This is a genomic window from Oceanihabitans sediminis, from assembly GCF_003337215.1.
Taxonomy (GTDB): domain Bacteria; phylum Bacteroidota; class Bacteroidia; order Flavobacteriales; family Flavobacteriaceae; genus Oceanihabitans; species Oceanihabitans sediminis.
This window is the reverse complement of the sequence record NZ_QPIG01000001.1, coordinates 421,746-445,317: the sequence shown is the minus strand read 5'-3', so window position 1 is coordinate 445,317 and position 23,572 is coordinate 421,746. Positions and strand designations below refer to the sequence as shown.

25 protein-coding genes are annotated in these 23,572 nt (G+C 32.6%); 4 read left to right on the top strand and 21 right to left on the bottom strand.

Annotation, left to right across the window (positions count from 1 at the left end):
* Positions 1-18 precede the first annotated feature (18 nt).
* The gene (locus DU428_RS01950) at positions 19-450 is read left to right on the top strand and encodes a tellurite resistance TerB family protein (RefSeq protein WP_072348147.1); all 432 of its coding nucleotides are present in this window, start codon (positions 19-21) and stop codon (positions 448-450) included.
* 49 nt (positions 451-499) lie between these two features.
* On the opposite strand, the gene DU428_RS01945 is transcribed toward DU428_RS01950, so the two are convergent.
* Genes DU428_RS01945 through fbp form a run of 5 tightly spaced genes read right to left on the bottom strand, consistent with a single transcriptional unit; the run spans position 500 to position 4,753 of the window.
* Positions 500-2,014: an ATP-binding response regulator gene (locus DU428_RS01945; RefSeq protein WP_113965681.1), complete on the bottom strand. Its 1,515-nt coding sequence runs from the start codon at positions 2,012-2,014 to the stop codon at positions 500-502.
* Positions 2,015-2,016: 2 nt separating this feature from the next.
* Entirely contained in the window at positions 2,017-2,508 is a 492-nt protein-coding gene (locus DU428_RS01940; protein WP_113965680.1) for a Rab family GTPase, read from the bottom strand.
* Positions 2,495-3,313, bottom strand: a complete 819-nt coding sequence (locus DU428_RS01935; RefSeq protein ID WP_113965679.1) for a cell envelope biogenesis protein OmpA — start codon at positions 3,311-3,313, stop codon at positions 2,495-2,497. The genes DU428_RS01940 and DU428_RS01935 overlap by 14 nt, the downstream gene beginning before the upstream one ends.
* A gap of 20 nt (positions 3,314-3,333) precedes the next feature.
* On the bottom strand, positions 3,334-3,684 hold the full coding sequence (locus DU428_RS01930) for a fructose 1,6-bisphosphatase (RefSeq protein WP_113965678.1): 351 nt from the start codon (positions 3,682-3,684) through the stop codon (positions 3,334-3,336).
* A gap of 58 nt (positions 3,685-3,742) precedes the next feature.
* Entirely contained in the window at positions 3,743-4,753 is a 1,011-nt protein-coding gene (fbp, locus tag DU428_RS01925; protein ID WP_072348155.1) for a class 1 fructose-bisphosphatase, read from the bottom strand.
* 122 nt (positions 4,754-4,875) lie between these two features.
* Here fbp and DU428_RS01920 point away from each other — a divergent pair, with 122 nt between their 5' ends.
* From DU428_RS01920 to DU428_RS01910, 3 genes are read left to right on the top strand one after another with little or no spacing between them, the layout of a single operon-like run.
* Positions 4,876-5,358 (top strand): GNAT family N-acetyltransferase, encoded by a 483-nt coding sequence (locus DU428_RS01920; protein WP_072348157.1) that lies wholly within the window; start codon positions 4,876-4,878, stop codon positions 5,356-5,358.
* A complete protein-coding gene (locus DU428_RS01915; RefSeq protein WP_113965677.1) occupies positions 5,355-6,605 on the top strand; it encodes an aspartate kinase in 1,251 nt (416 codons plus the stop codon). The genes DU428_RS01920 and DU428_RS01915 overlap by 4 nt, the downstream gene beginning before the upstream one ends.
* 37 nt (positions 6,606-6,642) lie before the next feature.
* The gene (locus DU428_RS01910) at positions 6,643-8,466 is read left to right on the top strand and encodes a GNAT family N-acyltransferase (RefSeq protein WP_072348161.1); all 1,824 of its coding nucleotides are present in this window, start codon (positions 6,643-6,645) and stop codon (positions 8,464-8,466) included.
* A 444-nt stretch (positions 8,467-8,910) separates the two neighbouring features.
* Here the strand turns inward: DU428_RS01910 and DU428_RS01900 are convergent, their stop codons facing one another.
* From DU428_RS01900 to DU428_RS01825, 16 genes are all read right to left on the bottom strand, one after another.
* Positions 8,911-9,240 (bottom strand): ArsR/SmtB family transcription factor, encoded by a 330-nt coding sequence (locus tag DU428_RS01900; protein ID WP_072348163.1) that lies wholly within the window; start codon positions 9,238-9,240, stop codon positions 8,911-8,913.
* Positions 9,241-9,335: 95 nt separating this feature from the next.
* Positions 9,336-9,794: a YtxH domain-containing protein gene (locus DU428_RS01895; RefSeq protein WP_083584963.1), complete on the bottom strand. Its 459-nt coding sequence runs from the start codon at positions 9,792-9,794 to the stop codon at positions 9,336-9,338.
* Positions 9,795-9,890: 96 nt separating this feature from the next.
* Positions 9,891-10,277, bottom strand: coding sequence for a VOC family protein (locus DU428_RS01890; protein ID WP_072348166.1), 387 nt, complete (start codon positions 10,275-10,277; stop codon positions 9,891-9,893).
* 26 nt (positions 10,278-10,303) lie between these two features.
* Positions 10,304-10,759, bottom strand: a complete 456-nt coding sequence (locus DU428_RS01885) for a DUF1801 domain-containing protein (RefSeq protein ID WP_113965675.1) — start codon at positions 10,757-10,759, stop codon at positions 10,304-10,306.
* A gap of 14 nt (positions 10,760-10,773) precedes the next feature.
* Positions 10,774-11,199 carry a hypothetical protein gene (locus DU428_RS01880; RefSeq protein WP_113965674.1) on the bottom strand — a complete coding sequence of 142 codons (426 nt, stop codon included), beginning with the start codon at positions 11,197-11,199 and terminating at the stop codon, positions 10,774-10,776.
* 30 nt (positions 11,200-11,229) lie between these two features.
* Complete coding sequence (locus DU428_RS01875) at positions 11,230-12,165, bottom strand: 2-hydroxyacid dehydrogenase (protein WP_072348171.1); 936 nt, start codon at positions 12,163-12,165, stop codon at positions 11,230-11,232.
* A 248-nt stretch (positions 12,166-12,413) separates the two neighbouring features.
* Entirely contained in the window at positions 12,414-13,787 is a 1,374-nt protein-coding gene (gene mgtE / locus DU428_RS01870; protein WP_072348173.1) for a magnesium transporter, read from the bottom strand.
* A gap of 42 nt (positions 13,788-13,829) precedes the next feature.
* Positions 13,830-14,621 (bottom strand): 16S rRNA (adenine(1518)-N(6)/adenine(1519)-N(6))-dimethyltransferase RsmA, encoded by a 792-nt coding sequence (rsmA, locus tag DU428_RS01865; RefSeq protein WP_072348175.1) that lies wholly within the window; start codon positions 14,619-14,621, stop codon positions 13,830-13,832.
* 53 nt (positions 14,622-14,674) lie between these two features.
* On the bottom strand, positions 14,675-14,998 hold the full coding sequence (locus DU428_RS01860; protein ID WP_072348177.1) for a DUF4286 family protein: 324 nt from the start codon (positions 14,996-14,998) through the stop codon (positions 14,675-14,677).
* 103 nt (positions 14,999-15,101) lie between these two features.
* Positions 15,102-16,883 carry a tetratricopeptide repeat protein gene (locus DU428_RS01855; protein WP_113965673.1) on the bottom strand — a complete coding sequence of 594 codons (1,782 nt, stop codon included), beginning with the start codon at positions 16,881-16,883 and terminating at the stop codon, positions 15,102-15,104.
* Between the two features lie 456 nt (positions 16,884-17,339).
* Positions 17,340-18,611 carry a serine--tRNA ligase gene (gene serS, locus DU428_RS01850; RefSeq protein ID WP_113965672.1) on the bottom strand — a complete coding sequence of 424 codons (1,272 nt, stop codon included), beginning with the start codon at positions 18,609-18,611 and terminating at the stop codon, positions 17,340-17,342.
* Positions 18,612-18,684: 73 nt separating this feature from the next.
* On the bottom strand, positions 18,685-20,001 hold the full coding sequence (locus DU428_RS01845) for an HTTM domain-containing protein (RefSeq protein ID WP_072348183.1): 1,317 nt from the start codon (positions 19,999-20,001) through the stop codon (positions 18,685-18,687).
* Positions 19,991-20,929 carry a bifunctional riboflavin kinase/FAD synthetase gene (locus DU428_RS01840; protein WP_113965671.1) on the bottom strand — a complete coding sequence of 313 codons (939 nt, stop codon included), beginning with the start codon at positions 20,927-20,929 and terminating at the stop codon, positions 19,991-19,993. Before DU428_RS01840 ends, DU428_RS01845 begins: the two co-directional genes overlap by 11 nt.
* Before the next feature lie 213 nt (positions 20,930-21,142).
* Positions 21,143-21,778, bottom strand: coding sequence for an aminoacyl-tRNA hydrolase (pth, locus tag DU428_RS01835; RefSeq protein WP_072348186.1), 636 nt, complete (start codon positions 21,776-21,778; stop codon positions 21,143-21,145).
* Positions 21,779-21,870: 92 nt separating this feature from the next.
* Positions 21,871-22,485 (bottom strand): 50S ribosomal protein L25/general stress protein Ctc, encoded by a 615-nt coding sequence (locus tag DU428_RS01830; RefSeq protein WP_072348188.1) that lies wholly within the window; start codon positions 22,483-22,485, stop codon positions 21,871-21,873.
* A gap of 75 nt (positions 22,486-22,560) precedes the next feature.
* On the bottom strand, positions 22,561-23,502 hold the full coding sequence (locus DU428_RS01825) for a ribose-phosphate pyrophosphokinase (protein ID WP_072348190.1): 942 nt from the start codon (positions 23,500-23,502) through the stop codon (positions 22,561-22,563).
* Positions 23,503-23,572: the final 70 nt, after the last annotated feature.

Here is a 23,572-nt window from a genome sequence, read left to right as displayed (position 1 = left end):
TATAAAAAAAGAAAATATATGTCAATTTCAGATTTATTTGATAGTGGATTTAAAAAACGTAATGAAGATCATTTCGCGTCAATTGTAAGAGTTGCAATGGCTGACGGTGTTATTACAGATGAAGAAAGAGCGTTTTTAGAAAGATTAGCTAGAAATTTAAATATTAGTGAGGATGATTTTAAAATAATCTTAAAAGATTATGCTTCTCATCCTATTAATCCTCCAACATCTTATGATAACCGTTTAGAGCGTTTATATGATTTAGTAAGAATGGTATATGTGGATCATATTGAAGGAGAATACGAAGGACTGCTTTTAAATAAGATAGCAGTTGGATTAGGATTCAATTCTTCAAATGTGAAGTATGTAACAGATAAAGCACTTACTTTAGTAAGACAGGGTGCGGATTTAGATACTTTTATAGATGAAATTAAAAACATGAATAGATAAGTTTATTCTATGTATATAAAAAAGGCGAATTCAACAGAATTCGCCTTTTTTATTTTAAGTGTTTATTGATGGCGTTTAGTAAACTTGCTTCATCAAATGGTTTGGAAACCACTTCGTTTATTTTTGCTTTTTTATAGCGTTTTAAGTCTTCTGGAAAAACCTTTCCTGTTAATGCTATAATTGGTGTCTTTTTAAGTGTTTTGTCTGAAAGTTGTCTTATTTGTTTCGCTAGTTCGTCACCAGATAACTTTGGCAGATTAATATCCATCAAAATAACATCTACATTTTGATTTTCTAAAATAGGAATAACATCTTCTGGATCTGAAACAATGTCTAAATAGAATTTGCGTTTTGCTGCTAAGATTTTAAGAACGGCAAGCTGTGTGATTTCAGAATGTTCTACTAAAAGAATATGATACTTTTCTTTTTTGCCTTTAATTTCTATGGTAGAATTTGTTTCTACTTTTTGGGGATTAGAATTATCAACCTTAAAGCTTAAGTTAGTTGAAAAAGTTGTGCCTTTATCCTTTATGCTAGTAACAGAAATAGTGCCTTCTTGTAATTCTATAAGACTCTTCGCTATTGCTAAGCCTAAGCCGTTTCCTTGTATGTGGTGTTCTTGATGAAGCTGCGTAAAACTGTCAAATATTTTTTCGAAATTTTCTTCTTCAATACCAATTCCTGTATCTGAAACTTTAAAATGTATACTTGCTTTATTCGCTCTTATTTGGTTGAGGGATACATGAAGTTTTATTTCCCCTTTATGGGTAAACTTTAATGCATTGTCTAGTAAATTATCTAGAATTTGTTTTAATCTGTATGGGTCTCCAAGTATGAATTCTGGTGTTTTGGAATCTAGTTCTAATTCAAAATCTAAGCTTTTTTGTTTTGCTTTAACTTGATGAGATAAAACTAGGGATTCAATAAACACTTTTAAATTAAAAGATTCTTCTACGAGGTTAAGCTTACCAACTTCTTTTTTTGCAATATCTAAAATGTCTTCAATCATATGTTTTAAATGATTGGATGAAGCATAAATAAGATTTACATAACCTTTCTGTTCTGCGTTTAGATTGGTTTTGTTTAAAATTTCAACAAAAGTGCTTATTCCGGAAAGTGGCTCTCTAATGTCGTGACTAAAATTAGCAATAAAGTTGTTTTTAAACTCTTCTTTCTCTTTTAAATACTTGTTTTTTAATTCTAGTATTTGTGAGTTAATTACAGACTCATTTCTTTTTTGAGCAGTTAATTGGTAATTTTTATAATGCGTAGATAAATCTTGTATTATAATTAAAGCATTATCGTCATCTAAAGTTTTTATGAGGATATCCGAAATGATATTGCCTTTATCGGTATTTAAATGAATACAAGAAAATATAAGTTCTTTCTTCGGGATACTAAGAGAGTAGCTGAAGCTTTCAAAAAAAGGATGTAAACTACTGATGTTTTTATTTATAATTTGTGAATAAAAAACACCATCAGAATCAATAATATTTCCTTTGTTGTCAAGAAGAATATATTGAGTGAAGTCTTTTTTGTGAGATTTTTTTAACTCTTGAAGCATTATTAAAGTATTAAATCTTTAGCTAAAGTTGAAAACATCTTGTCAACTTTAGTGTTTTTCTTAGCACTAGTAAAGAAATCGGTATAAGGCTGAAAAGCATCTTCGTTTTCTTTTAAAAAAACATTAGTAACTAAGTCTTTTTTGTTTCCTACAACTTTGATAGGGATGTTAGCATAATTGGTTTTAATAAAATCTAAATCTTTTTTTAGATCTTGGTAGGTAGTAGGTCTTGTTAGGTCGTATACATATATAATACCATTAGTTCCTAACATATAGGATGGTCTTGTATTAGCAATATCGTCATTACCTTCTAAGTCCCAAATAATTAAATTTACAATAGTTTTATCTGTAACTTCCACCTCTTTTTTTAAGATGTGAACTCCAATAGTTACTTTGTAATTGTCTGTAAAAGTATCTTCTACAAAACGTCTAATTAGTGAGGATTTACCAACGCCAAAATGGCCTAACAAAACAATTTTTTTAGATAAACTCATTTGAGAAATATGCTTTTAGTTTTTTTGTTAATGATTCTGTGTTTTTTAAGTCTGTTTTATTAATAACATTCTGAGCAAAATCTAATAGTTTGTCCTCTAATTTGCTTCTGTGTTCTGCTTGAAACACCCCGGAAATAGCAACGGCAATATAATAGGAAGAGAAGTTTTGAATATAAATACTATAAGTTTCATAGTTAATAAGTTCTAATTCTTGATTGTTAGATTTGAAAGCATCTTCTACAAAACTTTTTATAGCTGTAAGCATACCTGCAACCATTTCTTCATCTATATCATCTGTTTTGGAGTATTTTGAAATTAATAATCCTGAACCCTTTTCGATAACTAAAAATTGGTTCAATTTGGTTTGCTGAAGCTCATTGATGATTAAATCAGCTTCACTAACCCCAGACATTTTTGATTTTATTTTTCGCTTTAAATTTTTAAAGGAAAAGGTGTTGTTTAGTTGTTGGTTGATTTTTTCAGAAAGCACTTGGATTTCATTTTGAATGTACTTTTTAATCATTCTACCTAGAATAGGGTACATTGCTTCAACAACGGCGTCTTGAGAGTTCTTGATTTCTGACTTAAGTGTTTCGGTAATTGTTGGTCCTAGCGTTTTTGGTATTTCTTTAATAAACTCCTGTAATCTATCTTCAATAATAGGATCTACTTTTTCAGATAAATTATTCTTTTTATTTACTGTTTCTTCAAGAATTTTTATTTTTTTATGAATGGAAGAGGCATACTCCCGCTCATCTGTAAGCAAGATGTCCTTAAGTACTTTTAATTTATCTTCTTGATTCATAAGTGCTAGTAATTAAATTATTACTTACTTATTTTCTCACCAAGATTCATTAACAATTCGCCAAGTAGTTTTCTGTCTAATTTCTTTTCGTCAAGACTCTCTGCTTTGTCATTAAAAGAATTCTCAAGATTTGTAATTCTAATATTAATGTCTGTGCTAAGATTATCTATATTTTGAAGTAACTCTTTTCTAACTTCATCAATTAAGTCTTCTAACTCCTGCTTTTTAGTAAGGATATCGTTTTTTACAGCCTCAAACTCACTATCGTAAGCTTGGATGTTTTCTCCAAAAATGAGCTGTTTTATTGCATCAATTTTTGAAGCTGCCTCTGAGGTATTACCTATAGGCTCTTCGGTTTGGTTTTTTTTCATAATTATTGGTTAACAATCGCTTTTAACCAAAAACAATAAAAATAAAACCCTAAAGCTACTAATTATCTGCTTTTTGAATAAATTCTTCAGCTTTTTCGACCATGTTTTTACTTCCGCAGATAAATGGTACACGTTGATGAAGTTCTGTAGGTTCAATATCTAAAATTCTATTGAAACCATCGCTAGCTTTTCCGTTAGCTTGTTCTGCTATAAAAGCCATTGGGTTACACTCATACAATAAACGTAATTTACCGTTGGAGCTCTTGCTGCTCTTTGGGTACATATAAATACCACCTTTAATCATGTTTCTGTGGAAATCGGAAACTAAAGAACCAATATATCTACTAGTATATGGTCTGTCTCCTTCTTCCATTTGGCAGTATTTGATGTAGTTTTTTACACCTTGTGGGAAGTGAATATAATTACCTTCATTTACCGAGTATATTTTTCCGTCTAAAGGGAATTGCATATTAGGATGCGATAAATAGAAAGTTCCAATAGCAGGGTTTAGTGTAAAACCATTTACACCACATCCTGTTGTATAAACTATCATGGTTGAAGTGCCGTAAACAATATAACCAGCAGCTACTTGCTCGCTACCTTTTTGTAAAAAATCCTCTTTGGTTACTGGGGTTCCAAGTGGGGTAACACGTCTGTAAATAGAAAATATAGTTCCTACAGATACGTTTACATCAATATTTGAAGAACCATCTAAAGGATCGATTAAAACAACATATTTGTTTTGGTTGTTTTTGTCTTGACTGTTAATAGCAATAAAGTCATCTTCTTCTTCACTAGCAATTCCACAAACAATATTACGTTTTGTTAATGTTCTAATGAATTTTTCATTCGCATAAACGTCTAGTTTTTGTTGGTCTTCACCTTGTATGTTTGTGTCTCCTGCAGTTCCAATAATATCTACTAAACCAGCTTTGTTAACTTCGTGATTCACTACTTTTGCGGCTAACCTTATAGAGTTAATAAGTCTAGATAATTCACCAGAAGTATATTTAAATGACGATTGGTTTTCAATAATAAATTCTCCTAAAGTTTGATTCTTTTGAGGCATAATAGCTAAAAATGATTTTATGCAAATATCGTATTTTTTAGCAAACCAAATTGCTTTCCTTAGAGTTTAATGTTTAAAATTTGGCTTCATTAAACTATATTTGACCTAATAAAATGATGTAAATGAAGTTTTTTGTTAGAGAAGCGGTAAAAGAAGACGCAAAACAAATTTTAGATTTAATAGTAGAATTAGCAGTTTTTGAAAAAGAACCAAATGCTGTAGAACTCACTATAGAAGATTTAGAAAAAGATGGTTTTGGTGAGAATCCTGCTTTTACTTGTTTTATAGCCGCTACCGAAGCTAATGAAATTGCCGGAATAGCATTAATTTATTACAGATATTCTACCTGGAAAGGAAAAGTTATTCACTTGGAAGATTTAATTGTTAGCGAAAAACACAGAGGGAAGGGTATTGGAACCTTATTACTTGATAAAGTGGTTCTTTACGCTAGCGAACTTGGTGTAAAACGAGTAAATTGGGAGGTTTTAGATTGGAATGAGCCAGCAATTGCCTTTTACGAAAAAAAGGGTGCAAATGTGATGAGAGATTGGAATGTAGTGCAATTAGATGAACAAGGAATAAAAAACTATATAGCAAATATATGAGAGTTTTTAAGTTTGGAGGGGCATCTGTAAAAGATGCAAATGGTGTAAAAAACTTAGTGCAAGTACTAAAAAAAGTAGGTCATAAAAATACCTTGATTGTTGTTTCGGCAATGGGAAAAACGACCAATGCAATGGAGCAGGTTATTGCAAATTACTTTAATGACAAGCCAGCATTACAAAGCTCTATTCAAGATGTAAGAAAGTTTCATAATGAAATTTTATTAGATTTATTTGAAAATGAAAACCATGTAGTGTTTTCCAAAGTGAATGCTTTTTTTAACGAATTGAGCAGGTTTTTTGAAATAAACAAATCCCCAGACTATAACTACGTTTATGATCAAACTATTGGTTATGGCGAATTAGTTTCTACCACCATTATTAGTGAGTATTTAAACGAACTGCAGCTAAATAATACTTGGCTAGATGTAAGAGAGTTTATAAAAACAGACAACTACTACCGAAGCGCCAACGTAAATTGGGAAATTACTCAAGAGCAAATAAGTGCTAAGTGCAATACCAATACATTAAATATTACCCAAGGTTTTTTAGGAAGCGACGCCAATAATTTCACCACAACATTAGGAAGAGAGGGTAGTGATTATACCGCTGCTATTTTTGCCTATTGTTTAAATGCAGAAAGTGTCACTATCTGGAAAGATGTTCCTGGAGTAATGAATGCAGATCCTCGTTATTTTGAAAATGCACAGCAACTGTACCATATATCTTATCATGAAGCAATCGAACTTGCCTTTTATGGTGCTTCAGTGATGCATCCTAAAACCTTGCAGCCATTACAAAGTAAAGAGATTCCTTTGTATGTGAAGTCCTTTTTAAATCCTGAAGAAGTCGGTACAAAAGTATGCAGGGGAGTAGATATAGATCCAGAAGTTCCCTGTTTTATCGTTAAGAAAAATCAAGTTTTAATTTCACTATCTTCCTTAGACTTTTCTTATATAGTAGAAGAAAATATCAGCGAAATTTTCAGCTTATTACATCTTTATAAAATGAAGGTGCATGTTATACAGAATTCCGCTATTAGTTTTTCGGTTTGTGTAGATGATATGTATGGTAATTTAGAGAAATTGTTGCTGCATTTAAGGGCGAAATTTAGGGTGACTTATAACCAAAATGTATCCCTATATACCATAAGACATTATAATGATAACGCAATTAAGCAGTTAGAAAAAGAAAAAACAGTACTTTTAAAACAATTAACACAATCTACAGTACAGATAGTTTCTAAATAACATTTAGTACATTTGTAGACTTAAAAAACTTTAAAATATGAGTCTAGTAACGGCAAAGGAAGTAGCAAAAGCTATACATGCAGATAAGTATGGTTTTCTAGGTACATCTTTTGGATGGTTACTCATGAAAGTGCTTAAAATATCTACTCTCAATAAAATTTATAATAGAAATAAGCATCTAAGCGAATTAGAATTTTTAGAAGCTATTTTAGAAGAGTTTCAAATTAAATTCGAAATCCCTGAAGAAGATTTAAAGCGTTTGCCTAAAGATGGTGCATTCATTACAGTATCTAATCACCCGCTTGGTGGTATTGATGGTATTTTGCTTTTAAAATTGATGCTAGAGAAAAGAGAAGACTTCAAAATTATTGCAAACTTCTTGCTTCATCGTATAGAGCCAATGAAGCCTTATATTATGCCAGTTAATCCTTTTGAGGATAAAAAAGACATAAAATCTAGTGTGGTTGGCTTTAAAAATGCGATTACTCATTTAAGAGACGGGCACCCATTAGGGGTTTTTCCTGCAGGGGAAGTTTCTACCTATAGAGATGGAAAATTAGTGGTAGATAAACCTTGGGAAGAAACAGCAATCAAGTTTATTAAAAAAGCCGAAGTTCCTGTAGTTCCTATTTATTTTCATGCTAAAAACTCCAAGTTGTTTTATAAGCTATCCAAAATTAGCGATACGTTTAGAACTGCAAAACTACCTTCGGAACTGTTAACGCAAAAAAGAAGGGTTATTAAAGTAAGAATAGGAAAGCCAATTAGTGTTAATGATCAGAAGGAACATGAAACTATTGGAAGTCTTTCTGAGTTTTTAAGACGAAAGACTTATATGCTTTCGCATGCATTTGAAGATAAACCTAGGATTTTAGATAATATATCCAACACGCTAAAAGGAACCGTAAAACCACCAAAGTCTATTGCAACTCCAGGTAACGCTGAGAGCATGATTAAAGAGGTGGATGCTTTGCGTGAACAAGACTCAAGATTATTACAAAGTAAAAATTATGAGGTCTTTTTAACGGAGGCTAAAAATATTCCTAATCTATTATATGAAATAGGTAGGTTAAGAGAAATCACCTTTAGAGAAGTAGGAGAGGGAACCAATGAAGCTATAGATTTAGACGATTTCGATAATTATTATCACCATATGTTTTTATGGGATAATGAGGCTCAGAAATTAGTAGGAGCTTATAGAATGGGCTTAGGCTCTAAGATTTTCGAGAAATACGGGATTGATGGTTTCTATCTACAAGATTTATTTAGGTTCGAGCCGGAGTTACATAAAATGATGAGCCAGTCTATTGAAATGGGAAGGGCTTTCATTATCAAGAGCTATCAACAAAAACCAATGCCTCTTTTCTTACTTTGGAAAGGAATAGTGCATACTACCTTACGTTACCCTGAGCATAAATACTTAATTGGTGGTGTGAGTATTAGTAATCAGTTTTCAAATTTTTCAAAATCTTTAATGATTGAATTTATGAAATCACATTACTACGATCCGTATGTAGCCCAATATGTTCATCCTAAAAAGGAGTTTAAAGTAAAGCTGAAAGATGCAGATAAAGACTTTGTATTTGACGAAGCTGAAGCGGATTTAAACAAGTTTGATAAAATTATTGATGAGGTAGAGCCAGGAGCATTACGTCTTCCGGTTTTATTAAAGAAATATATTAAGCAGAATGCTAAACTAGTAGCGTTTAATGTAGATCCTTTGTTTAATAATGCGGTAGATGGCTTAATGTATATCAAGATTGCCGACTTGCCAGAAAGTACGGTTAGACCTGTTATGGAAGAGTTTCAAGCAGAATTAGAAAGTAAATTTTCTAATGGAGAGGCTAATGAAAATGACTAAGCATTTTCGTTTAAATACTCTTCAATAAAACCAATACAATAATCTTTTATTTCATTTCTAGCTTTTAAAAAAAGCAGCATGTTTTTCTTCTTCGGTTCTAATAACTTCTGAAGGATCAAAGAAATTATGATATAGCCTTTTAGCTTTTTTACTTGGGATATACGGACCGTTTTCATTTGCATGATCACATACTGTAAGGATGAAATTAAAGTCTATGTCTTTGTATTCGTCTACGTGGTTGGAAGTGTGCTTAGAAATGTCTAACCCGTCTTCTTAAGTATTGCAACAGCTCTAGGATTTAGTCCATGTGTTTCAATTCTAGCGCTATATAGGCTTACATTATAGTTTTTAGTAAATGTGTTTAAATAAGTATCTGCTATTTGACTTCTGCAAGAATTTCAGGTGCAGAGAACTAAGGTGTTTTTGTGTTTTTTCAAGGGGTTATTATTTATTGCAATTTACCTGAGTTTTAACAAAGAAGTCATTAATCAATCTTCTATATTCATTTAGCTTATCGATGTTAATAGAGTAGTTTAAGCTTTTTCCTGTTGCCGACTGATCAAACAATCCTATTTTCTTTATTTCGCTTAAATGTTGTGAGATAGTAGGTTGGGCTAAGCCAATTTCTTTTACAATATCGTTGCAATTACATGGGGTTTCACTTGTGCTTATATATTTAATAATAGCAATTCTTGCGGGATGACTAATCACTTTGGCAACCTTGGCTAGGTGATTAATGTCTGCGACGTGAATGTTTAGTTTTGTGCTTCCCATAGTTTTAAAAATAGAGTTTCATAAGTTTGTTATTGTAATATTACGATAATAAATATAATAATAAAGCCAAAACAATTGTTTTGGCTTTATTTATTTTAAAGAGATTTAAACCATTCTTGGAATTTTTCCCCAAGAATTGGTGTAGGTTTCTTTTCGTCACTTAATGCTCCAATTAAACTCAATATCCATAAAACGGTAAATATTATTGAGATTGCCCATCCAATTCCAGGGATTAAGCTAGAGAGTAAGGATAAAATACCTAAGCCAAGCACTTGTCTGATATAGAATGAGGCATATTCATTTTTCTTTTCTCCACTATTCATTACTAAAGCTATGATCCAACCAATAGGGGTGATGTGCGCGATGATAGCAACGTTTTTGCCGTCAGCTAATACTTTTTTAGCGTCTTCCGAAAACTCATTTGCAAATTCTTTTGCCTTTTCTTTAGCGCCTTCTGCAAAGTCGCCAGCTTTGTCTGCTGCTTTTTTAGCTCCTTCTTTTGCGTCACCTAGCATATCATCTAAGTCATCACTAAATTTTTTATTATCCGACATAATTATTTGTTTATTAAAGTATTGACTACTAATTTAATGAATTAAATCTATATCTGATTATAGAAATAGGTAAATTCCTTTTAGAAGTAAGCTGGCTTATTGAAAAGCTTTGTCCACCGGCTCCCAAAGTTCTATTTTGTTTCCATCGTTGTCAAGAATCCAACCAAATTTCCCATATTCGTATTCTTCTATTTCTCCAACAACAGTAACACCTTCTTCTTTTAATGCTGCAATTAATTCGTGTAAGTTTTCTACACGATAATTAAACATAAAATCTTTTTTCGAAGGTTCATAATATTTTGTGTCTTCCGCAAATGGGCTCCACTGTGTAGAGCAATCATTTCCATCTTTATCTTTCCACCAAAAAGTGCAACCGTAATCGTCGGTGTTAAAACCTAAGTGTTTTTTGTACCATTCTTTAGTTTCTTTAGGGTTTTTGGTTTTAAAGAATAACCCTCCAATTCCTGTAACTCTTTTTTTCATAGCTTGTGTTTCCTTAAAATAAATGACTATTTTTTTATTTGTGCTTCGTAAATATCAATCCATTCTTGAGTGGTGATTTTGCGGCATAATTCCGCAATTAAATCAAATGGAATTTCTTCAAACTTTTTAAATCGAATACAGCTTTTTCCCATATCAAGTTTTCTCTTGCAGTGCTTAGGGTATTCTGCTACAAACCAATCCTGAATTTCTTTTTTTGCATAAATACCACTATGGTAAAGATTTATAGAATTTTTTTGGGAAGCCAAACTCATAAAAGGTAGTGGGATTTTGGGGTTACAATGGTAACCATCAGGATATACCGAATGGGGTACGTAATAGCCTATCATACCAAATTGAATACCTTCTTCTAAGTCTTTAGGAAGGTTTTCTTTTATGGTGTTTCTAAGTTTTTTAAAAACCTCTTGTCTTTCTTCTGGAATCTGATTTATATAGTCTTCTGCAGAACTTGCTTCGTATTGCATGATTTTTTATTGATTTACTTTGTTTCTTTTTTTAATAATCTACCCATCAAATTTCCGCCAACCCAAGCCATTGGTATATAAGCAGCAACAATATCTAAAACTGTAAACCAAGCAGGACCCGTTAGCATATAGTTAACGGCAATTCCTCCTAGTAAAAAGAAACCTCCTATGCTTAAAGCGAATTTCATTTTATGATTATGTGCTATAACATAAGCGACCATAGCACCTACTAATGTTCCTAAAGCATGCGCTAAAAAAGGAAATATAAAATGTTGCGTATCTAATGTTGGCATAATTTCGGCTAAAGCCTGCATGTCGTTTGGATCTATACCTTTTATTGGATAAACACTGTTTCCTACTTGAACAAGGGACATGTTTATAAAGCTACCTACAACCCATCCAAGGATTACAGCGGAAATATTTTTAAGTATTATTTTCATTTATTGTAAGGTTGAATTAAGATTTTGTTTTTATTCTGTAAAGGTTTGGATTTTATCTACGATGGTTTGTGCTAGTTTTTCTTTACTTTCTTTGGTCCAGCCAGCTACATGCGGGGAAAGTATTACGTTTTCAGATTGAATTAGATATTGAAAAGCCTCTGGTATTTCTGAAGTAAATAAACTTTCAAAGGAAGATTTTTCATATTCTAAAACATCTAGTCCTGCGCCTAAAATTTTACCAGATTTTAATGCAGAAACCAAATCTGCTGTAACAACACTTTTGCCTCGTGCTGTATTGATAAGCCAAAAAGGTTTTACGAAATTATTGATGAATTCTTTATTAATCATATTTCTAGTTAATAAGGTTTCGGGCGTGTGTAGGCTTAATACATCTGCTTCTTGAAATAAGATTTCTAAGGGAACTTGCTCTGCATTTTTATCGCCAACATTTTCTTTAATATCATAGCATAAAACATCTACTTCAAAACCCTGAAGTTTTCTAGCAAAGGCTTTACCCATATTGCCGTAGCCTATAAGTCCAACGGTTTTTCCATCTAATTCCACTCCGCGATTTTCTTCGCGAAGCCATTTGCCTGCTCTTACTTCTTTATCGGCTTTATTTAGTTTGTTAAAAAGGGAAAGTAGCATGGCTAAACTATGTTCGCCAACTGCGTTTCTATTTCCTTCTGGAGCAGAAATTAAATGAATGTTTTTAGAAGCTGCATAATCGCAGTCTATATTTTCTAAACCAGCCCCAACACGAGCTATAAATTTTAGATTGCTAGCCGCATCTATAAAGCTTTTGTCTATGGTAAACCTACTTCTAATTACAATGCCATCGTACTTTGCAATTTTGGCTTCAATTTCTGTTTTAGAGGAGTTATAATCCTCCTCGTTTATATGTCCTAAATTATGTAATTGATTTATTAAAAGGGCATGATTGGTATCTAGGTGAAGTATTTTCATAAGAAACTCCCTTGGTGAAGGGAAGGATTTAGTTTGTTAAGTAAAAATACAAACTTTTTACTTCTCAATTGTTTTCTTAGAAAGAATAAAGTTTATTTTTAGTTCTGCGTTAGCGATTGAACGGTATGTTTGAGCTCTTTTTATCTGAAATAAAAAAGCGAGTAGTGAAAGCGCGGTACTACGAAGCGAAGTACGGAAGCTGAATCTGGTAATAAGCTTGAAAAGCGAAGTAGTAAACGCTCTAAATATTAAAACCCTAGTATAATTTTTGCAATTAGAAAGTAGGTTAGTATCCCAAAAACATCATTGCTTGTTGTGATAAAGGGACCTGTTGCAACTGCTGGATCTATGCCTCTTTTGTTTAAAAATATTGGAATAAATGTACCTATTAATGCGGCCATTACAATTACGGTAATTAGTGCAATTGCTATGGTGATGGATACGATATATGGTGTGCCAAAAACAAAATGAGTGATTAATAATCCTATAAGGGCAATGGCGAAACCGTTTACTAGGCCTAAAAGAAATTCTTTTAAGAGTTGTTTTAAGATGTTGCCATCTATGCTGTCGTTTGCTAATCCTTGTACGATAATTGCCGAAGATTGTACTCCAACGTTTCCTGCGGTTGCTTGTATAAGTGGAACAAAGCTTAAAAGAACAATGAATGCTCCCATGCTTTCATTGAAATATTCAATAATACTAGCGGCTCCTAAACCTCCAAACATCCCGATTAGTAACCATGGTAGGCGCGCGAGAGTTAGTTTCCAAATGCTATCATCTGCTTCTACATCTCGTGAAATACCGGCTGCTAATTGGTAATCTTTATCGGCCTCGTCTCTAATTACATCTACGATATCATCAATGGTAATGCGGCCAAGAAGTACCATATTTTCATCTACAACTGGAATAGCTTCCAAGTCATACTTTTGCATCACTCTAGCAACTTCTACTGCATCTTCATCTACTTTTACATAATCTACACTAGTGATGTAGATGTCTGCGATTTTTTGTTCGCTTTTGGCAACAATTAAATCTTTTAATGAAAGGCGACCAACCAATTTATTTTGTTTGTTAACCACATAAATGGAGTGCACCCTTCTTACATCTTTTGCTTGTGCTCTTATGCGACGTAAACATCCGGCAACCGTCCATGTTTCATAAACTTTCACCAACTCTTTAGCCATAAGTCCACCGGCGGTGTCCTCGTCGTATGCTAAAAGTTCGGTGATTTCTGCTTTGTGCTCTTCGTCTGCAATTTGCGAGATTACTTCTGCTTGACGTTCTTCAGGAAGTTCGGCAATAATATCTGCCGCATCATCGGTGTCTAGCTCTTGAATCTCATCTGCAATCTCTTTGTTGGAAAGATTTTTAAGAACTTTCTCACGATTGTCCTCGTCTAGCTCCATTAAAACCTCTGAAGTGGTTTCGGAATCTAGAAGTTTGATAACATACATGGCTTCTTCTAGATTTACTTCATCTAGAATTTCTGCAATATCCGCATAGTGAAACTCATTAAGCAATCGTTGTAGTTCCTTATCATCTTGAATAGCGATAAGGTCTTCAACTTGTTTTATAAGTTCGTCGGTAAGTTCAAATTGTATGTTTTCGTTTTCTTCAGACATGAGATTTATTAATCTTTTCACTCTATCGAAACGACAAAGATTTTATTCGTTAATATCATTTTCAATTAGCTGTGTAAGTTCTATAAACTGTTGCACACTTAATTGTTCTGGGCGTTTGCCAAAGATAACATCTTCTCTTAGATTATCGGATAAATTAAAGATTTTTAAGCTGTTTCGAAGCGTTTTTCTTCTTTGTTGAAAAGCTGCTTTTACTACTTTAAAAAGTAACTTGTCGTTACACGGTAAAGTGTAGTTTTCTTTTCTTGTAAGTCGAAGGACCCCAGATTCTACTTTTGGTGGCGGATTAAAAACTTCTGGAGGTACAGTAAATAAATATTCGGCATCATAAAATGCTTGTGCTAATACTGAAAGAATTCCGTAAACTTTAGAACCTTCTTTAGAGCAGATACGCTCTGCGACTTCCTTTTGAAACATTCCAGAAAACTCCGGAATTTGATCGCGCATTTCTAAGGTTTTAAAAACGATTTGAGTAGAAATATTATAAGGGAAGTTTCCTATAATGGCAAATGGTTCGCCTTTAAAAACTTCGTTTAAATCGTACTTTAAAAAGTCTTTTTCTATAATTCTAGAAGCTAAATTTAAGTAGTTGTTTTTTAAGTATTCTACAGATTCTGTGTCAATTTCAATGACATGGGTTGTAATATCTTTTTTTAGCAAATACTTGGTTAAAACTCCGGTTCCTGGGCCAATCTCTAAAACGGTTTTATAGTTTTTAAGGCTTAGGGTGTCTGCAATTCTTTTTGCGATAGATTCATCGTTTAAAAAATGCTGTCCTAAATGTTTTTTTGCTTTTACTTGGTGTTGATTGCCCACGAATTCACGATTTATTTTTATATGTAATTATACTTCGACCTGTTAGGATAGAATTATTTGAAAGTTACAGAAAATTCGTCTACTATTTCTAATTCTGTTCTAAAAGCTAACATTTTATCTGCAAACTTCAAAGATCCATCTGCTCTTAGTCTTTCGGCATCTTCTCTATAATATTTATCTAGATGCTCACGAGATTTTGCTCGGTATTGAATAGAGTAGGTGAGTCCGCCCATTTCTTCTTCAACTAAAACTCTTGTAAGTTTGGCTTCTGTGAAATTACCAGTTCCTAGTACTTGCGGAATATGTTCTTTTATCCAAAGCATCCAATCGTCATGAATACTCTCGTCTATATTAACGGTTACGTTGTATATTATCATCCTGCTACGTTTCTAATTTAAAAAGATACTACAAATAACAGAAGTTCTAGTGCAGCATCAAAGCGTTTTGTCTTTTTTTGCTGAATAATGTGGGAATTTTACTTTAGTTAATGGCGTCTCCGCGAAGCATTCTGTAGTTTTTTCTAGCTTCTATAAAATAAATACTGTCTTGGTGATTGAAAAGAATTTCCTCATATAGCTCCTTTGCCTTTTCGGGCTGGTCTAGGATGTCTTTATATAAGTTAGCTAGGTAGAAAAGCGCATCGTCTGCTAATATTTCTTCTTTATAATTAGCGATTATTTGTTTGTAATTTTCTTCGGCCTTTTCATAAAGTTTTTTTCTTTCAAAAAGGTATGCTTGTTTAAAAAGCGCTTGATCTACAATAGTTTCGGTTTTGTGTGCTTGTAAAATCTTATCTAAAACTATTATGGCTTCTTTAGTTTTATTTTGAAATTCTAACAAATCGGCTTTAGCATATAGTTTTAATGCTGTTTGTGTGGAATCTTCGAATTTATTATCTGAAATTAGTAGTTTCAAGTCTAAAGCATCATTTGCTATGAGTTGCGAAGTGGAAGTTTTTAATATATTTAGTTGCGACTCTGCCCATTTAAAATCGCCCTTATAATAACTAGTTTTTGCTACTTTAAAACGAGCTGTTTGCGATATGGTGCTGTTTTTTAGATTTCTTTGAATTTGGGTATAGTAAATTAATGCTTCGTTAAATTTTTCTTGTAAAACTAAAATGTCTCCTAATTCTAATTTCACCTTGGCTTCTTGGTGACTTGATAGGTTTAGTTTTAAGCTTTCTTTTAAAACATTGCTCGCTTGCTCTGTATCTCTTAAGTTAAAGGCTAAAAAGTGCGCGTAATCCACTTGTAGGTCTATTGTGCCAGGGAACCTTCCGTAGGTTTCTAATAGGTTTAGGTATTTCTTGTTTAAATCTGGATAATCTTTCTCTTGTGCGTTTTTAATTTCTATCTGAAGAATATTACTATGTGCCTTTAGGGTGATACCTGGATCTGAAGCAATTTCTATGATATACTCAAATATTTCTTTAGCAATATCGTCTTGCTTATCGCTTGCAGCTACCAATGCAACACTTTCTATTCGGTATAAACTTTCTGGGTTTCTTTTGAATATGGCTTTTTCCTGAAGAAATGCCTTATAATATTCTTTTTGTTGCATGTACAACCAACTCAATAAATCATTGAAAAGTAAGTCTGGTGTTTCTTGAATTTTCTTTAATAGAATCTTATTCAGGATTTTGTTATTTGGGTTGTTTTTGTCTTCACTAACAAACTCACTGAAGGAATTTTTTATAGTAGGAATATACTTTTCATTGCTTTGAATGAAGTTTATATAGCTAGAAAACATCTTTTCTACATTTCCTTGTTCTCCATATATTCTAGCTAATTGTATGTTGAAGTTGAAGTCTGGTTTTAGCTCCATTGCTTTCTCATAGGTTGCTATGGCTTGTTCTAAAAGGGAGTGATCTTCAAACGAACGACCAACGGAATATGCATACGAAACATTGGAATTAATAGTTTCTATAGCTTTGTTGTAGTTGCTATTTGCTTCTTCTAGGTTATTTTGAAGTTGGAAGTTATAACCTAACTCTACAAATAGCGCAGGATAGTTTCTTCTTGAAATTTGTAGTTCTAGTAGCTCTTGAGCCTTATCTAATTGTTCTAACTGTTGGTGTGTTTTAACTAATTGGGTAAGGTAGTTATAGTTATAAGGATCTTTTTGGATAAGCTTTTTATATAGAATTTGCGCTTTTTCAAACTCTCCATTTTTAAAATACTCTTTTGCCACAATAACATCTTGGTCTTGTGCTATTGCTTGAAAACAAAAAACAAAAAAGATTATAAATAAAAACCGCATTTTTTAAAACTACTTTGGGTAAATATAAGAAATGTAAGTTGTAGATGTTGTGAATAAGAATATAAAAAAATGCCTGAAATATTATTTCAGGCATTTACCAATCTAAATTATTGTGCTATTAATCGATGTCAATTTAACATGATTCAAAAACTAGACTGGGACTTTTTTCAAATATCCTTAATAATTCGCCGCTATTGCAGAATTATTCATAGGAATAATCAACCAAAACCCTAGAATAAAACTTTAATAGCAACAAAAATCAAAATAACTAGAAGAAAAACACGAAGGATATTCTTCATTCATAAATAGGTTTTTAGAGTTTGGTTTTATAAACATCATAAAAAAAAATCAAAAAACCATAAAAAACGCTAAAAATTCGACGAATGGCACGAACTTTTAGCGCTTTACTTGTAAAATATTAAAAATATTGTAGGTTTTTCTGTGAAATATCTATAATTAGTTAATGATTTTGAATCCTGTATAAGGAACTAATACATCAGGTATTACAATTCCTTCTTCTGTTTGGTAATTTTCAAGGATTCCTGCTAAAACTCTTGGTAAAGCTAAAGAGCTTCCGTTTAAAGTATGGGCAAGTTCATTTTTACCTTCGCTATTTTTAAAACGTAGTTTTAATCTGTTTGCTTGAAAAGTTTCAAAGTTTGAAACACTTGAGATTTCTAACCATCTATCTTGAGCAGTAGAGAATAATTCAAAATCATAGGTTAACGCAGATGTAAAACCTAAATCTCCACCACAAAGTCTTAAAATTCTGTATGGTAATTTTAATTCTTTTAAGATAGATTTAATGTGTTCTACCATTTCGTCTAAAGCAACATAAGAACGCTCAGGGTGTTCTACTCGTAAGATCTCTACTTTATCAAATTGGTGTAGTCTGTTTAGTCCTCTAACGTGTGCACCGTAGCTTCCGGCTTCTCTTCTAAAGCACGGAGTATAACCTGTAATGCCTATAGGAAGATCTGCCTCGTTAAGTAAAACATCTCTAAAAATATTTGTTCCAGGAACTTCTGCTGTAGGGATTAGGTATAAATTATCTTCTGTAACATGATACATTTGTCCTTCTTTGTCTGGTAGTTGCCCTGTTCCAAAACCTGAGGCTTCATTTACTAAGTGTGGAAGTTGGTATTCTGTATAACCTGCTTCGGTGTTTTTATCTAAGAAATAAGTGATTAATGCACGTTGTAGTCTAGCACCTTTTCCTTTGTAAACAGGAAATCCTGCTCCAGTAATTTTATTACCTAGCTCAAAGTCGATGATATCATATTTCTTTGCAAGCTCCCAGTGTGGTAAAGCTTTGCTGTGTAATGTAGGAACGTCTCCCTCTTTGTAAACTTCCTCGTTGTCCTCTTCTGAATTTCCTGCAGGTACAGAAGGATGTGGTACGTTTGGAATTTTATATAATAAGTCCTGTAAAGTTTCTAAAGTACTGTTTAGCTTTTCGTTTAACTCTTTAGAAGTTTCTTTTAAAGCTGAGGTTTTAGTTTTTAAAACATTTGCTTTTTCCGCTTCACCAGATTTAAAAAGGATACCAATTTCTTTGGAGATCGCATTAGATTCTGCAAGGGTATTATCTAATGTTGTTTGAATTTGTTTTCTCTCTTCATCAAGAGTAATTACTTCATCAATAATTTTTGAAGCATCGAAATTACGTTTTTCTAAACTCTTAATTACTAAATATTTGTTCTCTCTAATAAATGGTACCTGTAACATGTTTTGTGTTTTTAAGCTGATAAATTTCAGTGGAATGTGCAAAAATAAGAAATAGTTTAGATTGCAGCCGCTTTTAATCTAGTTTTGAAGGTAAAATCCAATCGCTATGTTTAAAAGCGCTCCATGAAACGGATGCAATGTCTATTTCAGAATCAATATAGTCTTGGTGTTTTCTTCCGTTTATGCTTATGCTGCTGTGTATATATACTTCAATATCTCTTCCTTTTTCGGCGTATTCTTCTTTGAGGCGCTGGGCAAATTGCCACATGGCATCTGGGTGGGTGCTAACCAATCTTACTTGTTTTTGCGTTAGGTAATCATCCAATTTTATGATTTCTTGTTGACTATTTCCCTTGTCATTAATTTTAAAAGTAATGAATCCAGATTTTGCTCTAAGCATCATGCGCCAAGACAATCTATGTCCTTCTTCTGTCCAAAGTACATTGTCTTTTATAAAGTGGTGACGGATTGGTAATGCAATCTGTATGATAAAATAAATAGAAAAAAATGTAATAAGTGCTTTGTTGTAATTAGGAACAATAATTTCGTCTTTATCGTAAAACTCCTTTTTCTTAAAGAAGATATTTTTAATGGTTTTAGGCGGAAAAAAGAAAAGACTGAAAGCTAATGCTAAGTATGGGAAAATTCCAACCTGAAACACTGCAGAATTAAATAAATGAAAGAAAATAGAACCGAAGAAAGCAAGTTTTCTAGTTGGTTTGTAAAGCAGAAGAATAACTACTAGGCCATCGTAAAGAATACCTCCATAGGCTAGAAAGTAATGTATCCAGTTTTGCTGAAGAAACTCACCAATAATAGGAAGGTCTCTTTTTCCTTGCATGAAAATCTTCATGGTAGTTGTATCTAGCCAATCTGGATATATTTTAGCAATAGAACCGTAGGTGTAAACAATAAACATTTGTAAAATAAACACCCAAGCACACCATTGCGGCATAGAATTACTTTTTATTTCGGGATTAATTTTAGCATCGACCGAATGATATTTATTTGCAGGTAGAAATATCATGATAAAGCTTAGTAAAACCAATAAGTAATAATGGTTGTTGTAAGATGCTTTTTGCATTAAATAAGTGGCTGTCCACATAAGTGCAAAAGCAATGCTGCTTAATCGGTATTTATATCCAATCATGATCAGGAAGCCAAATATCCCCATGACCAAATAGTAAATATACATGCCGTTTCCCGGAAGCGGTTGTAACCATCCAAAACCAATAAAAGTGAAAGTGAATTTTGGGTCTACAAAAGCTCTGCTAACCCAGCCTGTGAAAATAGCCCCAACGGATTCTAAAAAACATAATAAGCCAAAAAGGATTCTAAATACAATTAGAGCACTATTGTCTATATGTTTAAATAGAAAGTTATTTAGCATGATGTTGTTTCAAGAACTCTAAGGCTTCAATTTTATCTTGGTTGATTTGGTTTTTCAATTCTTCAACCGAATCAAATTTTTGTTCGTCTCTTATTCTAGTTAAAAATTCTATAGATACTTCTTCTCCATAAATATCCTGGTTGAAATCAAAGAAATGAACTTCTATTGTTTCTTTGCTTTTATTACTAACAGTTGGAGTAGTGCCAATATTCATCATACCGAATAGCTTTTGCTCTTTGTGTGTAGCACTAACTATATAAACACCTTGTTTTGGTATCAGTTTATAATCTTCATCTACTTGAATATTTGCCGTTGGAAAACCTAAGGTTCCTCCTAAGCCTTTTCCTTTTACAACAGTACCTTTTAACATGAAGTTATAACCTAAAAAGGAATTTGCTGTTAGTATATCTCCTGCATCTAAGGCAGCTCTAATTTTTGTAGAACTTACAGAAACATCGTTAATGTCTTGTGCTGAAATTTCTTCTACTTCAAAATTATATAATTCTCCAAATTTCTTTAGGTCGTCAATATTTGCCGCTCTATTTCTTCCAAAATGATGGTCGTAACCAATGATTATTTTTTTTATATGCAGTTGGTTAACTAGAATGTTTACTACAAATTCTTCGGCAGTAAGACGGGAAAACTCCTGGGTAAATGTTTTGATGAATAAACTGTCTAGACCTAGGTTTTTTAGTATTTCAGAACGCTCATCGATGGTGTTAATAAGCTTGATGTTAGCGTCTTTTTGTAAGACCATTCTTGGATGTGGGAAAAAGGTTAAAACAACCGATTTTAAACCGTCTTTTTTGGCAGTATTAACTAGTCTTTCGATTATTTTTTGATGTCCGATATGAACCCCATCAAAAGTACCAATTGTTGCAACAGAGTTTTTGCAAAGAGAATTATTAAAGTTTTTAATTTTCAACATACAAAAGAATAAAGCTATCTAAATTAAAGCAATAATAACAATATATGATTAAAATAGGTTTTTGTTGCTTTATAAAATGGAATAACAAAAGTACGATTTTGCTATACTATTTAAGTAACAAAAAATCTATAATTTATTTTCTAGACAATCTTTATAGAATGCTCTTTATGTTTATTTCAAATGAAGTAGAAATATCACAGAAACTTAGGAGTTTTATTTCCCGTTAAAAGTATTCATAGTATTGTTTACACCAGCTGTACCAAAAGATTTTATAAGTTCTGTAGCTTTATCTAATCTTTCAGGAAGTTTAGCATTTTCTTCCTCTGTCCATTCTCCTAAAACGTAATCTACCTGACTTCCTTTGCTAAAAGCATCGCTAATTCCAAAACGGAATCTGTTGTACTTTGTAGTGTTTAGCTTTTCTTGTGTGTCTTTAAGTCCGTTATGACCACCATCGCTTCCTTTCGTTTTTAAACGAATGCTCCCGAAAGGTAAATTCAAATCGTCTGTAATTACTAGTAAGTTTTCTAGTGGAATTTTTTCTTTGGTTAACCAGTACAGAATTGCTTTTCCACTTAAATTCATATAGGTACTTGGTTTCAAGAAAATGAAAGTTCTTCCTTTAAATCTATAGCTAGTAATTTCGCCAAGTTTTTGCGTTTCAAAAGTAAGATCTTCTTTTTTCGCAAAATGGTCTAATATTTTAAAGCCAATATTGTGTCTAGTGTTAGTGTATTTATCACCAATATTTCCAAGTCCAACAATAAGATATTTTTTCATAGTATCTATTTCTTCTATTTTATGTAGTGTTTCTTTTTGTTTGAAAAAGTGTTTTAGAAATGTACACATAGAAGGTTTTCGTTTTTTGTAAAAATAAAAAAAGCATTCTGTTTCCCGATAGTATCGAGACAGAATGCTTTAATGTTTTAAAATAAAGAAATTTATTCTTGAGTAGCTTCAGCTGCTTCTTCAGCACCTTCTTCTTCATCCTCATCAATATCAACAACCGCAGTTCTTGAAGTTTTGATTTGACAAACAACTGTGTTGTCAGAATGTAATAAAGTATATTTTTCTTGATTTAAGTCTCTTACAGAAACCTTATCTCCAATTTTTAATGGAGTAATGTCGATTTCGATAAAGTCTGGTAAGTTAGCTGGTAAAGCTTTAACACGAAGTTTTCTGTTGTTTTTTCTTAAAACACCACCATTTTTAACTCCACGAGAATTACCTACTAAGTTTACAGGAACGAATAATGCGATTTCTTTATCATCAAATAACTGGTAGAAATCTACGTGTAGAATTCTGTCTGTTACAGGGTGAAATTGAATGTCTTGTAAAACTGCATTAAACGTAGACCCGTCAGCAAGCTCAATCACAACTGTATGCGCATTTGGCGTGTATACTAGTTTAGAGAAGGCTAATTCAGGTGCAGAGAAATGCACTGGTTTGTCTCCTCCGTATAATACGCAAGGAACCTGACCAGCATTACGTAAGGCTTTTGTTGCTTTCTTGCCCACGCTTTCTCTTTGAGATCCGTTGATTGTAATTGATTTCATTTTTATTTATATTTAATTATTAATTTTAAATCTTCTTTCAAGTATCTGTAGCTCTTCGGTTAGAAGAAAAACAGACTACATTAAAAATTTTGAGCTAATAGATTTGTTGTGGTGTACATTTTGCATCACCTCGGCAAATAAATTAGCAGCACTTAATACTCTAATTTTAGGGCTTTCTTGTTGAAGAGGAATAGAGTCTGTAACTATTAATTCTTCAAGCTTAGAGTTCTTAATTTTCTCGTAAGCACCACCAGATAAAATAGGGTGTGTGCAAATTGCACGAACGCTAAGAGCACCTCTTTCCATCATTAAATCTGCTGCCTTTGTTAAAGTGCCAGCTGTGTCTACCATATCATCTACTAAAACTACATTCTTCCCTGTAACATCACCAATAAGTTCCATGTGTGAAATCACATTTGCTTTAGCACGTTGCTTATAACAAATAACAACATCACTTTCTAAAGCCTTAGAATATGCGTAAGCTCTTTTAGAACCACCCATATCTGGTGAAGCAATTGTTAAGTTAGGTAGGTTTAAACTTTTTAAATATGGTAAAAATATGGTGGATGCAAACAGGTGATCTACAGGTTTTTCAAAAAATCCTTGTATTTGATCTGCGTGCAAATCCATAGTAATTATTCTAGTAGCTCCAGCTGCTTCCAGCATTTTTGCAACCAATTTAGCTGCAATAGGAACTCTAGGTTTGTCTTTTCTGTCTTGTCTTGCCCAACCGAAATAAGGCATAACTGCTGTTATATGTCTTGCCGATGCACGTTTTGCAGCATCAATCATTAACAACATTTCCATTAAATTTTCAGGGCCAGGATTTGTTGATCCTATAATAAACACACGTGCTCCACGAATAGATTCTTCATAAGATGGTTGAAACTCACCATCACTATAAGTAGATGTGATTACATTTCCTAGTTGTGTTCCATAAGCGTCAGCAATTTTTTGTGCAAGTACTTTACTTTGCATGCAAGAAAAAATCTTAGCTTCGGTAATGGTGTTTAACATGATTAACCTATTGTTTTGTAGCGGTTTAAACTGCCTATTTTTTAATGAGGTGCAAATTTAGAGTTTTTTT